The organism is Salinimonas marina (assembly GCF_015644725.1).
Lineage (GTDB): Bacteria > Pseudomonadota > Gammaproteobacteria > Enterobacterales > Alteromonadaceae > Alteromonas.
In genome coordinates, this window is record NZ_CP064795.1 from 1,265,193 (window position 1) to 1,278,743 (window position 13,551).

The window sequence follows — 13,551 nt, forward strand, 5'->3', positions numbered from 1 at the left end:
TGTTTAACCCATCATTTTTTCAATTGGCATGACAAGAATCGACCGACAACCCAGGTCTTTGAGTTTTTCCATGGTTTCCCAGAACAGATTTTCCGGGCTCACCACGTGAATAGCCACGGTATCGTCCACCCCGGCCAAAGGCAGTACCGTCGGATTTTCAGCGCCAGGTAGCAAGTCTTTTACCTCTTCCAGTTTGGCTTTGGGCGCATGCAGCATAATGTATTTACTTTCTTTGGCCTGCATTACCCCATCAATACGAGGAACCAGACGTTCAAGCAATTCACGCTTGGCAGCAGGCATTTCACCAGTGCGCTTGATTAATACCGCTTTTGAACGAAAGATGACATCTTTTTCCACCAACCCATTAGCTTCCAGGGTGGCACCCGTGGAGACCAGGTCACAAATGGCATCTGCTACCCCAGCGCGAGGTGCTACTTCCACCGAGCCGGTCAGCATCACCGCCTGGGCATTCACATTTTGTTCTTTAAAATAACGCTCCAGCAAAAATGGGTAAGTGGTGGCCACTTTTTTACCCTGCAGGGTCTCGATATTGGCGTAATCCATCTCATTCGGTACCGCAATCGATAGCCGGCAGCCACCGTAATCCATCCGACGCAGCACTTCGTAGTCAGCGGGCTTACCCGCCGCGGCGCGCTCGAGCATCTTTTCTTCCAGCTCATTTTCGCCGATAAAACCCATATCCACCACGCCATCCATCACCAGGCCCGGAATATCGTCATCGCGAACCCGCAACAGGTCGATATCCTCATTGGTGGAGTGGGCAATAAGCAGACGGTCGCGGATGTTTAATTTGATACCGATAGCGTTTAATAATTCGATGCTATCTTTGCTTAACCGACCTGACTTTTGTACGGCAATGCGTAGTCTTCTGCTGTCGCTCATGTTGCTTCCTCTTTTGTGGTGTTGGTGGCGCCTAAAACGAAAAACCCCCGAAAGTTTCCTTCCGGGGGCCTTAGAAATCTTCATCTGCGCCACTGGAAGGAAACAATAGCCTTCCAGCACGAACCTGAAAGGTTATGCTATATGATGGTGATGATGGTTTGCAGCGCAGTTATACATAATTTTTAAAATTCGAAATTCTTCAAGACCAGAGAACAGTAATCAATTGTTTTTTAGAATGCAAGCCTTCACGATTAACTTCATCAGAATTGCGTTGAAAAAACACCGGGAGCCTGCACGTCAGGCGGGCCCTAAACTGTTACGCTCAATTTTAATTAAACAATATTAATGCACATGAGTACCGAGCCTGACGTGGTTTTGATCACACCCGCCGCATTGTATTTAGTTGAGCTCTTTGTCCTGCCAGAATTTGGTTCCTTTTACTGTGGCCTGCAACGCCAGGCCGCTTTCGGTCATAGAATAGACAGTCACATTGCCCAAATAACCTTCACCCTGAACCGAGCCGCCTCTATCGCCTGCTTTGGCCGCAGCATCAACATTGCCGCCGGCGGTCCAGCCCTTGTTGATAAAGTAGCTTAATGCCTCTTGATTATGAAACACCATAATCAGGCGATAGTCTTTGGCACCAAGCCCGAGGCCCACGCCGCCTTCGGCCATGTTCATATACGTTTTGGCCCCGGTGGTATTGTTATTGACCACGCCATAGCCTGTGCCCGCGGCGATAAAAATAACATTGATATTGGCATTGCTGAACACGGCGTACCCGGCGGCACTTTGCAGCTGTGCGCGGGTGTCCGGCTTTTCCTGATACAAGCGCGTCAGAGCCTTGTCCTGCATCGCCAATATTGCCTGGCGTTTTTGCGCCACGGTGCCTTCGCCCATCGACGCGCAGCCGGTGACAATAAACAGGCCGGCCAGGACCAGCATGGACTGAATGGAATGTGAAAGTTTCAAGATGATCTCTCCTTTGGTAACACAATATAGGGTTTTAACCGATAACAACCGCCGGTAAGACCAGGCCGTAGTTAGCAGGTTTTGTTTGTAAGTCTGATAGCTATAGATACAGTGACAAAAAGCCAAAGGTTTTATTTAGCAAAAGAACACGGCAAACAGAAAGCCATTTGGGCTCGACTGCTGCAGGGCGTGCCTTGTTCAATTGTTACGCCACGACGCGGGTTGTTGCAAGACAAAAGGCCGCAGCATAGCCGCTGCGGCGACAAGACCATATAACCAGGTTAGTGAAGCTGGGTAAGGGTGTAGCCCTTTTGTTTCAGTAAGGCCAGTACCCCCTCGTTGCCCGGCATGTGAAGGGTGCCTACCAGCACCAGCTCTACTTCCGGCGATTTCATCATGGCTTCGATTTTCGGGATCCAGTTATGATTTCGATTCACCAGCAAATCGTCATAAACCTGAGGATACTGCTCGGCGACATCGCCCATGGCGGTATCGTGTAAGGCTTGCATATCTCCTGCCCGCCACTGGTCTTTCATGGGGGTGATAATAGCTTCCAGGTCTTCAATATCTTCAAGAGTGTAGCGAATAAATTCGTTTTCCTGCCCTCGGCCATCGCGCTGATAAACGCCAGCTGTTCATCGGGCGTTTCAAACCAGTCAATGGCTTTGCCCTCATCCATGGCCTTGCTGAAAAAATACGCATCAACGCCCTGACTTGTCAGGCCTGCCCGGCGATACTCCAGCATGGTCAGCGTTAGCCCAAGCATGGCGGGCTTCATATGTTTAAGCGTGTCCAACGGCAAATTGTGCTTGCTTATATAGGCGGTGAGTAACTGATACGTTTCGTCATTCAGCTCCTGCGCCACCGTTCCGGCATCTTCATAGCTGTTTTGCTCAATCATTTTTGTCGCAAATGCGGCAGAGCTGACCGTCTCCATATCGGTTTCAAAAACCAGCGTGTCGGCCTTTTCAAAGGCGGTTTCATACGGCGCGGGTAAGGGATAATCTTGTGGGCTTAAAATATGCAGAGTGCCACCCAGATACAAAGTGTGCTCGCCATTACTTACCTGCCATACGGCGGCACTGTGCGCCTGGCAACTTAGCAACAGCGCTGCCAGCGAGGTTATCAATTTACGCATAATTTGGGGTGAACTCCGTTTCGAATCTTGTGTTGGTGAGTCAGCAATGTAATCGGGTTGTGACTAATGCGCAACTGGATTCATGTAACACTTCGTTGCCTGTGGCTAAGGGTTAGCTCTCCCACCAACGATTTCGACACAATCCAAGGCCGCACTGGTGCAGACAATACTGCAGTTGTTTCAGATCGCTCAGGTTCAAAAAGGTGCCCACCGGGTATTCCTTACCCCCACAATAAATAACGTAAAGTGGTAACTGCCAGTGGCCTTCGGTTTCGGTCACCATAATCTGGCACTCAGCACGAATCAGCTTTACCACTTTTTGGTGACGGTAGCCTTGTTCTAACACCAGCCACACGGGCGTGATGATCAGACGCTGATGTTGGTATGCCTGCCAGTTAGCCCGGTACATCAGATACCCTAGCAGGGCAAGTTCGGCGCCGGCAAAGGGCAGTACAATCCAGACACCGGCCATAGTCCAGGCGATAGCGATACTGAAAATCACCACCGCAAACCCCAGTAGCACAAGTTTTATTTCGTCCCAGCTGGCCGAGCGATTCGGAGACATCAGGATTTCGGTGGTTTGGTCTCGCTGGATTATTCTGATCAAAGTGGCTGGCCAGAGATTGCGTTTCACACAGTTATAAGCCTAACACAGGATTCCTTTTTACACCGGAATCTGGCAAAGTTCTGGCTTCCTGAATGATATGTTGTGGTCGCATCGGATGCTTGCGGTAGTAAAACGAAATGTGTGGTGGGCCGGACTCGGTGCCCTATGGCTAATGGTGTTGTTCTTGCAGCCAGCGGTAGAGGCTCTGATCGCTCAATATGGCGCATTTGCTGCCCTGGGTGTGGTAGGCGCAGTGTTTGCCAATGCGACCGGTGCTGGTGGTGGCGTAGTGTTTGTGCCTTTCTTTCATCACCTGGGCCTGAACGCGGTACAAATTGTGGCAACCAGTTTTGCGATTCAGTGCTTTGGAATGACGGCCGGCGCCATCACCTGGGGCCAGTATTATCGGCGATGCCATCAACACGATGCTCAGTGGCAGCCGCTAGCCCTGTCGTTGATGTTGTGTATTCCCGGGGCCGTAGGAGGTTTATTGCTGGCCCAATGGGGCGCACATTTGCCAGCCTTCAGCTGGCTTAATCAGCATCTGACCCAGCTGCATATAGGCTTTGGGATTTTTTCTATCGTATTGGCCATCGCCATTTTAGCGTCCGTGCCTTTGCTGGGACGGACTCAGTTTCGTACGGCGCTACACAATGTGGATATTCTGATGTTGCCCCTTATCGCCTTTACGGGCGGTATTATAACTGCCTGGTTGTCGGTAGGGGTGGGTGAGCTGCTGGCGGTGTATCTGATCATTCGTCGCTTTAATATTACGATGGCGATTGCCACGGCGGTGATATTAAGCGCGATATGTGTGTGGGCCGCAATGGCCTTTCACTGGCTACAAACCCATGCCGTAGTCTGGCAAATAGTGATGTTTGCCGGGTTTGGCGCGGCGATCGGTGGCAGGCTGGCCAAACAGGTGGTGCTTGCCTTTAATGCCAGGCACCTGAAAATCTTTTTTGGCCTTTGGGTATTGCTAATGGGAGTCAGTGGCTTGCCTCTGTTTTAGGCGCTTTTGACGGTCTGACCAAACCAATCTAAAACTGCTGTACGGCGTAATTAGCCATTCATTCCTTGTCTTTTCAGGTTATTGGTTATGTCTCAAAGCTCCTTTCATCCGGTTCAAAAATATCAGGTTTTTCAGCCCGAATGGTCAAAAGATGCGGTGATTTATCAGGTCAATACCCGACAATTTGGCCCTCGCGGGACATTCAAAGACGTTGAGGATGGTCTTGCGCATATACAGGCGTTGGGTGCAGACATTATCTGGCTGATGCCGGTACAGCCGATAGGAGAAAAGCATCGTAAAGGAAGTCTGGGGTCGCCTTACGCGGTGAAGGATTATTATGGAATCAATCCTGAATTTGGTACCCCCGCCGAATTCACCTCCTTGGTAGAGGCGATACATCAGCGTGGCATGCGGGTCATTCTTGACTGGGTTCCTAATCACAGCGCGTGGGATTGCAATCTGGTGGCTTCGCATCCCGAATGGTATGCCCGGGACTTCAACAATGATTTCAGACCCTCGCCGTGGTGGGACTGGCAGGACATCATTGAATTTGATTATGATCAGCCCGGGTTGCGACACTATATGATTGAAGCCATGAAATTCTGGCTAAAAGAATATGATATTGATGGCTTTCGATGCGACGTAGCCGGCTATGTACCCAATGATTTTTGGGAGCAGGCGCGCCCGGCGCTAGAGACCGTCAAGCCAGTGTTCATGCTGGCTGAATGGGAAAATCGCGATCTTCATGAGCAAGCCTTTAATATGACTTATGCCTGGAGTTGGCATGAAACCATGCATGGTATTGCCAGCAACACGCTGCCGCTGGATAAGTTACGTAAGTATTATTCGTGGAATGAGCGTTCGTGGCCAGATAGCGCCTATCGTATGACCTTTGTCACTAATCACGATATGAATGCCTGGGATGGCACCCAGCATGCTATATTTGGGGATTTACTGGAGGCGGCCATGGTACTTTCGGTGATCGGTGAGGGCATGCCGCTGATTTATAACGGCCAGGAAGCGGGTGACAACAAGCAGCTGGCATTTTTTGAGCGAGATCCGATTGAGTGGCAGTCCCATCCGATAGGAACGCTGTATCGTGATCTGATTACCATCAAAAAACAGCACCGGGCCCTACATAATGGGCCATATGGCGCTACGATGCTGCAGGTACCCAATACCGTTATGGGCCAGGTTTTTAGTTTTGTGCGTCAGCAGGACGATGAAAAAATACTGGTTATTCTTAATCTGTCCCAACAACCGGCCACGGTGAGCTTTAACTCACCGTTATACCCGGGACACTACCTCGAGTTGTTAAGCCAGACTGAGTGCCATTTATCGACCCGCGAACCGATGACGCTGAACGCCGGTGAATACCGGGTGTTAAAAAATCAGGCTGGTTAACGCCAGTAGCATCATCGCTATAAACACCCAGGCCATGCGGCGGGTGATGATAGTGACGGTGCCGGTAGGCGCCGGCTTTTCCCGCTGCTCAAGTTGCTCGGAAACACTGGTGCCAAGCTGACGCCCTTCATCACGCACCCGGCTGGCCATAGCCACAACTTTGCGGCCGGATTTTGGCAACAGTTTACGATAGAACCATTCCGCATCCAGGTTCACCGAGCGCAATTCAGGTGGATACAGCCCTTGCTTGTTAAGCCACACAAACGCCAGCGCTGAGAAGAACAGCAACTGAATTTGGGTCAAAGTGTGAGTCAGGTCATAAGGGGTATAATCCAGCTTCCAGGGCAACAGCTGATACAGCCATTGAGGGTTTACGCCAATGGCGATACACAACACGGCAGCCAGCCCCATCGCCACCTGCATATTAACCGGTGCCTCTTTAGGGCGTAGTCCTGAATCGTGGGCAAAAAAAGCAAAGAACGGAATCTTAATGCCCGCATGGTGGAATACCCCGGCAGAGGCGAACAGCAGCATCAGCCAGATGATAATCTGGTCTTGTTCCAGCAGCGCCGCCATCACCATACTTTTACTGACAAACCCGCTAAACAGTGGGAAGGCCGAAATAGACGCTGCGCCCACCAGGCAAAACACCGTGGTACGTGGCATCGTCTTGTACAACCCGCCCAGGTGCGAGCCGTTGACATGCCCGACCCGGGTTAGTACCGCGCCCATGGTCATAAACAACAGGCCTTTAAAAATTACATCGTTAAAGGCATGGGCCACCGCGCCATTAAGTGCCAGTGCCGTGCCAATGCCGATACCGCACACCATAAAGCCAAGCTGGTTAATTAATGAGTAAGCCAGCACCTTACGCAAATCATTTTCAATCACCGCATAAAAGATGGGGAAACATGTCATGGCCGCACCGATGTAAATCAGCAGCGGCTCGCCGGGGAACATACGGGCCAGTAAATAGATTGCCACCTTGGTGGTAAACGCAGACAGATACAAGGTGCCGGTGGGCGTTGCCAGCGGGTAGGCATCGGTAAGCCAGGTATGCAAAAACGGAAAACCACATTTTATACCCAGAGCAATAAATATCAGCCACGAAGCGCTGCCATCAAGGCCGACGTAGTCCAGTTTCAACGAACCGGTTTGCTGATACAGCATAATGGCGCCAGCCAGCAGCAGTACGCCGGATACCACCTGAATGACCACATAGCGGTTGGCTGCCCGAATGGCTTCGGGCGTGCGACGGGCCCAGATTAAGAATGCTGAGGTTATGGCAAGCAATTCCCAGAACATAAAGACGGTCAGCAAATCGCCTGCAAATACAGCTCCCAATGCGCTGCCTGCATACAATAAACCACAAACCTGCTGGGTGTGATCCTTAACATGTAAAGAATAAATCAGGGCGATAAAGGCCGCGATATGAAACAGATAACCAAACAGTAAGCTCAGTTTATCCACATGATAGAGCTGCAATACCAGATCGCCGATTTGCCAGGTCAGGCCGCCGGCTTCAGCATGGGTCATGTAAAGATTGAAGCCACCCCATAAAGGTGCCAGCAACAACAGAACTTTAAGTTTTCCTTTGAGCAGCGGCGCCAATAAGGCAAACGCGAAAAATACCACGAAGGGCGGAAGGCTGGCGGTCCACATCATTCTTGCTCCTGCCGGTCCGGCTTATTATTCAAGGGGGCTTCATAGTAGTCTTCGTCGCGCATAAGCAGCTTGCGTAGGCCTGAGGCCGCAAACACCAGCAGCACACAGGCAATAAACCCGTACAGGGCATAAAATGCAGGGATTTCTTCCAGCTCAGTATAGATATGCCGGTGTACGACAAAATCGGCCACGACCAGCAATGCGCACAGTACATAAAAAATGCGCAGGATCCAGCTCACCACTTTAGGATCGTCAAAAAAGCCGTCCTGGGAAGGTTTGTCACTCATGGTTGGCCTCCACCTACAATGCTTTGCGCCAGTTCCAGGAAAAGGTCTGGCTGGAAAAAGAAATAAACACAGGCGGCCGATGGGATCACCATGGCCACCAGACAAGGCCAGGGCGCTTCGGTGACATCGGACGCCGTGTCAGCCAGGGGTTTAAACCAGGCATTGACCGGGATCGTCAATAAATACCAGATGTTTAAAAGCGTACTAAGCATCAGGGTGATACTTAACGCCCACCCCAGCCACGCAGGGCCGGCAAAGGCGCTGGCACCGCTAACCAGGTACCATTTGCTCCACATGCCGCCCAGCAGCGGGATACCAATTATACTCATGGCGCCTATCGCAAAGCAGGCAAAGGTAATCGGCATTTTGCTGGCCAGGCCATCGAACTGACTGACCTTGGTTTTATGCGCTGCAACTAAAATGGCGCCTGCCGCAAAGAACAAGGTGATTTTCGCAAAAGCATGCATGGCAATATGCAGGGTAGCGCCCACTAAGGCCACCTGATTCACCATCAATGCGCCCAGGACAATATAACTAAGCTGACTGATCGTACTGTATGCCAGACGTTCCTTAAGATTATCCCGGGTCATCGCGACCAACGAAGCCAGAATAATAGTAGCCATAGGGATCAGCAGTAAATATTCAGTATTTACGCTTTGGGCAATAACATCAGGGCCGAAGATAAACAGCACCACTTTCAAAACGGTGAAAACACCGGCTTTAACCACCGCCACGGCGTGCAACAGTGCACTAACCGGAGTGGGGGCCACCATTGCTGATGGCAGCCAGCGATGCAATGGCATAATACCGGCTTTACTGATCCCTAGTAAAAAGATCAGCAGTAAGGGCGCAATAAACAACGCGTCCATATTGCCTGCCAGGATACCGTTTTGGGAAAAGCTCAGGGTCCCGGCCTGAATGTAGGTAATTACGATGGCAGGTAAAAAGAAAGCAATGGAAGAACCCATCAGAATCAATAGATATTTGCGAGCGCCAGCCCGTGCAGTGGGGGTGCCGGCGTGGGCTACCAGCGGATAGGTACCAACGGTAAGAACTTCGTAAAACAAAAACAGGGTCAGTAAGTTTTCCGCAAAGGCGATAGCCATCACACAGGCAATAGAGACGGCAAACAGTATATAAAAGCGGGTTTGATTACGCTCGTGGTGAGCGCGCATGTATCCCATGGCGTACAGGGTTGTCACAATCCACAGGCTGCTGGCTATAAGCGCAAACATAACGCCGAAACGGTTCAGGGCAAAAGCAATTTCAAGTCCTTCTACCGGTGTCGCCATAACCAGGGTGGCGGCTTCGCCAGGCAGTTGGTACAACCTGCAAATGACCGCAAACAGCAAGGTTGCGGTAATCACCGACACACTTTCACGCAGATTGGGTCGGCTTGAGGTCAGGCTAATTAATACCGCACCTGCTAACGGTAGCAGTAATGCAATAAGCAGCAGAGCAGAGGCACTCATTGACCACCTCCGCTACGAAATAACACTTCTACCGCGGTATTGGCGGCCTCCAGTGGGATTGCGGTATACAATCCAAAATAAAAGCAGGCTACCACCATCAGGTAGCAGCAACAGGTAGCGACCGGCAACTCCGGCACAATTTCTTTGCCCGAACCGACCTTGTGGACCGTCAGCTTTTGAGGGCCATCAAAATACAAGGCTTCGATAATCTTCCAGACATACATAATGGCCATGATCGATGCCACCAGAATAGAGCCCGCGACAATATAATTGTCATTTTCTAAAGCTCCCTGCACCAGATACCATTTGCTGACGAAGCCGGCGGTGCCCGGTACGCCAATCAGGCTAAGGCCGGCCAGGGCAAAGGCGCCGGTGGTCCAGGGCATGGTTTTGCCTGCCCCCCGCAGTTTTTCCAGGTTGGTGGTATGAAGACGCATTAACACCAGGCCGGCGGCCATAAACAGGGCAGCTTTGGTAATGGCGTGATTGAACATATGTACCGTCGCTGCAATCAAACCTGCTTCATTGTTCAGACCCACGCCGACCACCATGTAGCCCAACTGAGCCACACTGGAATAGGCAAGCAGTCGCTTAATGGAAATCTGACACAAGGCTTTGTAGGAACCATACAACATTCCCAGGCAGCCACTTAACAACAGCAGTCCGGGCAAAAGCATATCGGCCCAGTAGGCGCTGGGGAATACGTGATACAAGGTTCTGATCAGCACATAAATAGCTACCTTGGTAGAGGTGGATGCCAGAAAAACCGTGACCATGGTGGGAGCCTGAGTATACGCTTCAGGAAGCCACGAATGCAGCGGAAAGGCGGCTGCTTTCAGGGTCAGGCCGATCAACATAAACAGCAAGGCGGTCAGAACCAGGGTCATTGATGAGTAGTCGTCGAAGCGCGCGGCGATATCCGCCATATTCAGCGTGCCCGAGGCGGCATACAAAAAACCAATTCCCAGCAAAAAGAAGGTTGCCCCCAGGGTGCCAGCCATCAGGTAATTAAACGACGCTACCAGGGCCTGACGCTTTTGTCCCATAGCGATTAATGCATAAGAAGACAGCGACGATATTTCCAGGAATACAAATAAGTTAAAAATATCGCCGGTCAGGGCCATACCCATCAAACCTAATATAACCAACTGAAATGCGGCGTAAAAAAGATGGATTTGCGAATCATCAATTTCCTGTTGCACACTTTTGCTGCCATAGATCACACTGATAAGGGCGATAAACGCAACGATTACTGCAACCAGGGCATTGAGTGAGTCAATGACGTATTCGATACCCCAGGGTGGCTTCCAGCCGCCCAGCTCATAATGAATAACCTCGCCGCTGATCACATGTTGCAGCACTATCGCACTTAGCACGGCTAATGCCAGACACGTTACCAGGGTAATAGTCCAGGCAACCTGACGGTTTGCGATCATCGCGGTAATGGGAGCGCTGATAAGCGGAATCACTACCAGTAACACCGTAAACAATTCCATCAGTCCAGCTCCTCTTTTTCCATCTGATGGTGAATGTTGTCTTCTTCCATGCTGTCATAAGCCCTACGAATTCGGATAATAAGGGCAAAGCCCAGGGCCATGGTCGCCACGCCAACCACGATGGCCGTCAGCATCAATACCTGGGGGAGGGGATTTGCATAACGGGTAGCTGACTCGGTGATTATGGGAGCGGTACCGCCATCCACCTTACCCAGGCTGACATAAAACAAGATAACCGCGGTCTGAAACATACTGAGTCCCGCCAGTTTTTTCATTAAATTCGGGCTGCTCATCATGGTGAACATGCCAATCATCATGACCCCGATAATGAGCCAGTAATTTATGTGTCCAAGCAGATAAGCCATCATTGTGGTGGAATTGTCCTTGCAAAGGTGTAAAACAACAGCAACATGACGCAGGCCACGGTAATACCCACACCAAGCTCAATCAAAATAATTCCCAGGTGCTGGCCAGCTACGGGAGTGCCGGCCAGTACGCTATAATTTAAAAAGGTTGCCCCTTTGAATAGGGACACCACGCCGACGCCGGCAAACAGTAAGACGCCCAGCGAGGCGCCAATACGCAGTATTGCTTCAGGCACGACGCGGGTTGTGGCATCCACTCCATAAACCAGGGCATACAATAAAAAAGCACTGCTGAAGATAACCCCGGCCTGAAAGCCGCCTCCCGGGCTATAATCACCATGAAACTGCACATACAGGGCGAACAACAAAATAACCGGCACCAGCCATTTGGTTACAACCCGTAAAATCAGACTGTCACTCATCGTTTCTCCTGGCTTTTAAATGCACTTTTTCGCGGCGGCCCAATAACAACAACACACCAATACCCGCGGTTAACACCACGGTAACCTCGCCTAAGGTGTCAAAGCCGCGATAACTGGCCAGCACCGCGGTCACCAGATTCGGTACGCCGGTTTCCTCGGCCCCTTTTTCAATATAATGTCGGGCGACCTGCTGATAAGAAGGGGTTTGGGTATCGCCAAAATTTGGTAAATCCTGAATCCCGAAGATTACCAGCGACCCCATAGACAGGCTCAGCAGCAATGGCAACACCCGTTTACCCGGTTTAATGGGCGCGCTGTGACCGTGACGCACCGCCGCCAGTGTTACCAGCATCAGCACCGTGGAGATGCCGGTGCCGACGGCGGCTTCTGTGAAAGCCACATCGGGGGCATCAAGCACCACAAATAAGCTGGATACCAGCAAGCTATACAGGCCAAACAACATCACCATGGCCAGCAACACTTTTACCCGCATCACCGCAAAGGCGGTAACCAGTAAAAAAATCAACAATACCGTATTAAGTAACAAACTCATGATAAGTCGGCCTCGTCATTATTTTTGGAGGCGTCGCCTGGTAAGCCCCAGCGCCACGCACTATTGGCCAGTGCGTAAGACGATACCGGACTGGTAAACAACAAAAATAAGAACACAATCAGCAATTTTGCGGTGGTAAGAGACCAGCCCGACTGACAAGCTAAGCCGGCCAGCAGCAAAAAAGAACACAGGGTATCGGTGATCCCCACCGCGTGCAGGCGGGAGTAAAAATCAGGAAGCCGGAATAAACCCAGACCGCCGGTCAGGCTTAAAAAACAAGCCAGAAACACCAGTACATAAGACAGTATCTCCATCATGGTTGCTTGTGCTCCTCATCCGGATCCGTATTGTCGGTGCTGGCAAAAAAGCGACCGCGCTCGACCAGGCGAAGTGCAGCCACCACCCCGATAAAATTCAGCAATGAATACAACAAAGCAATATCCAGCAGATCTTCTCGGCCTGAAAAAAAGGCGATGAGCGCGACCAGCAGTACCGCTTTTGTTCCAAACATATTCACCGCTAAAATACGATCAAATACGGTTGGGCCGACAAAGGCGCGCGCCAGAGCCAGGGCCATAGTGACCAGAAACGCGATGCCCGCGCCCAGATACAATGCATTCATAGTGTTTTTCTTTTGTTACGGGGCGCGACAATCCGCACATCGGACTGCTTGATGCGCGGGATGATATCACTCATGTTGCCGTCGGCCAGATCCTGAGCGCCTTCTGCACTGATGCTGTGAATCAGCAGCGTATCTTTTTCTACCACCATGCTTACCGTGCCGGGCGTCAGAGTGACAGCATTGGCATAGATAACCTGGGACAACGGATTGTCAAAGGGCAGGGGGATCTCACGAAAGGTGGGGGTCGCTTTGCGAATGCCGTAAATGCGCAGACACACGTCGATATTCGACATGACCACTAATCGACTTAGCCGTACTATAAACATGAACAGATCGGTGCTGACCGGGATATGAAATTGCTCGTGGTCAATTTCGTCCATGCGCCAGTCAAGCCACAATACCAGCGCCACTGAGGCAGCACCCAGGCTGAGCAGAAGAATAGAGAAGTGACCAGACAATAGTACCCATAGCGCACAGAGTATGATCGCCAGCCTGATGGTGGATTTCACGTTCTTGTTCCCTAATTATTGCTTTTTTTAAAGGTTTATTATTTTTTACTGCATAGGCTTTTACTAACCCTAGCCGAAAAACCGATCAAAATGCAAAAATAACAAATGATTAAATTATAGTGGC

15 protein-coding genes, 1 pseudogene and 1 other annotated feature are annotated in these 13,551 nt (G+C 50.8%); of the genes and pseudogenes, 2 read left to right on the forward strand and 14 right to left on the reverse strand.

Features of this window, described 5'->3' with window-relative positions; translation table 11 throughout:
* Positions 1 to 3: 3 nt before the first annotated feature.
* The 4 genes and pseudogenes from hisG to IT774_RS05620 form a co-directional block, all read right to left on the reverse strand.
* Entirely contained in the window at positions 4 to 903 is a 900-nt protein-coding gene (gene hisG / locus IT774_RS05600) for an ATP phosphoribosyltransferase (RefSeq protein WP_195811712.1), read from the reverse strand.
* A gap of 35 nt (positions 904 to 938) precedes the next feature.
* Positions 939 to 1,060, reverse strand: a sequence feature (His leader region).
* 242 nt (positions 1,061 to 1,302) lie between these two features.
* The gene (locus IT774_RS05605) at positions 1,303 to 1,848 is read right to left on the reverse strand and encodes a lipid-binding SYLF domain-containing protein (protein WP_232365177.1); all 546 of its coding nucleotides are present in this window, start codon (positions 1,846 to 1,848) and stop codon (positions 1,303 to 1,305) included.
* Positions 1,849 to 2,156: 308 nt separating this feature from the next.
* Positions 2,157 to 3,013: pseudogene (locus IT774_RS05615) on the reverse strand (TraB/GumN family protein).
* 112 nt (positions 3,014 to 3,125) lie between these two features.
* Positions 3,126 to 3,578 (reverse strand): DUF2244 domain-containing protein, encoded by a 453-nt coding sequence (locus tag IT774_RS05620; RefSeq protein WP_195811714.1) that lies wholly within the window; start codon positions 3,576 to 3,578, stop codon positions 3,126 to 3,128.
* Positions 3,579 to 3,735: 157 nt separating this feature from the next.
* Between IT774_RS05620 and IT774_RS05625 the strand changes: the two genes are divergently transcribed.
* Positions 3,736 to 4,632: a sulfite exporter TauE/SafE family protein gene (locus IT774_RS05625; protein WP_195812214.1), complete on the forward strand. Its 897-nt coding sequence runs from the start codon at positions 3,736 to 3,738 to the stop codon at positions 4,630 to 4,632.
* Between the two features lie 87 nt (positions 4,633 to 4,719).
* Complete coding sequence (locus IT774_RS05630) at positions 4,720 to 6,036, forward strand: alpha-amylase family glycosyl hydrolase (protein ID WP_195811715.1); 1,317 nt, start codon at positions 4,720 to 4,722, stop codon at positions 6,034 to 6,036.
* Here IT774_RS05630 and IT774_RS05635 read toward each other — a convergent pair.
* From IT774_RS05635 to IT774_RS05680, 10 genes are read right to left on the reverse strand one after another with little or no spacing between them, the layout of a single operon-like run.
* On the reverse strand, positions 6,016 to 7,701 hold the full coding sequence (locus IT774_RS05635) for a Na(+)/H(+) antiporter subunit D (RefSeq protein WP_332308883.1): 1,686 nt from the start codon (positions 7,699 to 7,701) through the stop codon (positions 6,016 to 6,018). The two genes, IT774_RS05630 and IT774_RS05635, sit on opposite strands and share 21 nt — an antisense overlap.
* Positions 7,698 to 7,988 carry a hypothetical protein gene (locus IT774_RS05640; protein ID WP_195811716.1) on the reverse strand — a complete coding sequence of 97 codons (291 nt, stop codon included), beginning with the start codon at positions 7,986 to 7,988 and terminating at the stop codon, positions 7,698 to 7,700. Before IT774_RS05640 ends, IT774_RS05635 begins: the two co-directional genes overlap by 4 nt.
* On the reverse strand, positions 7,985 to 9,460 hold the full coding sequence (locus IT774_RS05645) for a proton-conducting transporter transmembrane domain-containing protein (RefSeq protein WP_195811717.1): 1,476 nt from the start codon (positions 9,458 to 9,460) through the stop codon (positions 7,985 to 7,987). Before IT774_RS05645 ends, IT774_RS05640 begins: the two co-directional genes overlap by 4 nt.
* Complete coding sequence (locus tag IT774_RS05650) at positions 9,457 to 10,956, reverse strand: monovalent cation/H+ antiporter subunit D family protein (protein ID WP_195811718.1); 1,500 nt, start codon at positions 10,954 to 10,956, stop codon at positions 9,457 to 9,459. Before IT774_RS05650 ends, IT774_RS05645 begins: the two co-directional genes overlap by 4 nt.
* Positions 10,956 to 11,324 carry a cation:proton antiporter subunit C gene (locus IT774_RS05655; protein ID WP_218958950.1) on the reverse strand — a complete coding sequence of 123 codons (369 nt, stop codon included), beginning with the start codon at positions 11,322 to 11,324 and terminating at the stop codon, positions 10,956 to 10,958. The genes IT774_RS05650 and IT774_RS05655 overlap by 1 nt, the downstream gene beginning before the upstream one ends.
* On the reverse strand, positions 11,321 to 11,743 hold the full coding sequence (locus IT774_RS17330) for a Na(+)/H(+) antiporter subunit B (RefSeq protein ID WP_195811719.1): 423 nt from the start codon (positions 11,741 to 11,743) through the stop codon (positions 11,321 to 11,323). The genes IT774_RS05655 and IT774_RS17330 overlap by 4 nt, the downstream gene beginning before the upstream one ends.
* On the reverse strand, positions 11,736 to 12,296 hold the full coding sequence (locus tag IT774_RS17335; protein WP_195811720.1) for a DUF4040 domain-containing protein: 561 nt from the start codon (positions 12,294 to 12,296) through the stop codon (positions 11,736 to 11,738). The genes IT774_RS17330 and IT774_RS17335 overlap by 8 nt, the downstream gene beginning before the upstream one ends.
* Positions 12,293 to 12,613, reverse strand: coding sequence for a monovalent cation/H(+) antiporter subunit G (gene mnhG, locus IT774_RS05670; RefSeq protein ID WP_195811721.1), 321 nt, complete (start codon positions 12,611 to 12,613; stop codon positions 12,293 to 12,295). Before mnhG ends, IT774_RS17335 begins: the two co-directional genes overlap by 4 nt.
* Positions 12,610 to 12,918, reverse strand: coding sequence for a monovalent cation/H+ antiporter complex subunit F (locus IT774_RS05675; RefSeq protein WP_195811722.1), 309 nt, complete (start codon positions 12,916 to 12,918; stop codon positions 12,610 to 12,612). The genes mnhG and IT774_RS05675 overlap by 4 nt, the downstream gene beginning before the upstream one ends.
* The gene (locus IT774_RS05680; RefSeq protein ID WP_195811723.1) at positions 12,915 to 13,427 is read right to left on the reverse strand and encodes a Na+/H+ antiporter subunit E; all 513 of its coding nucleotides are present in this window, start codon (positions 13,425 to 13,427) and stop codon (positions 12,915 to 12,917) included. Before IT774_RS05680 ends, IT774_RS05675 begins: the two co-directional genes overlap by 4 nt.
* Positions 13,428 to 13,551: the final 124 nt, after the last annotated feature.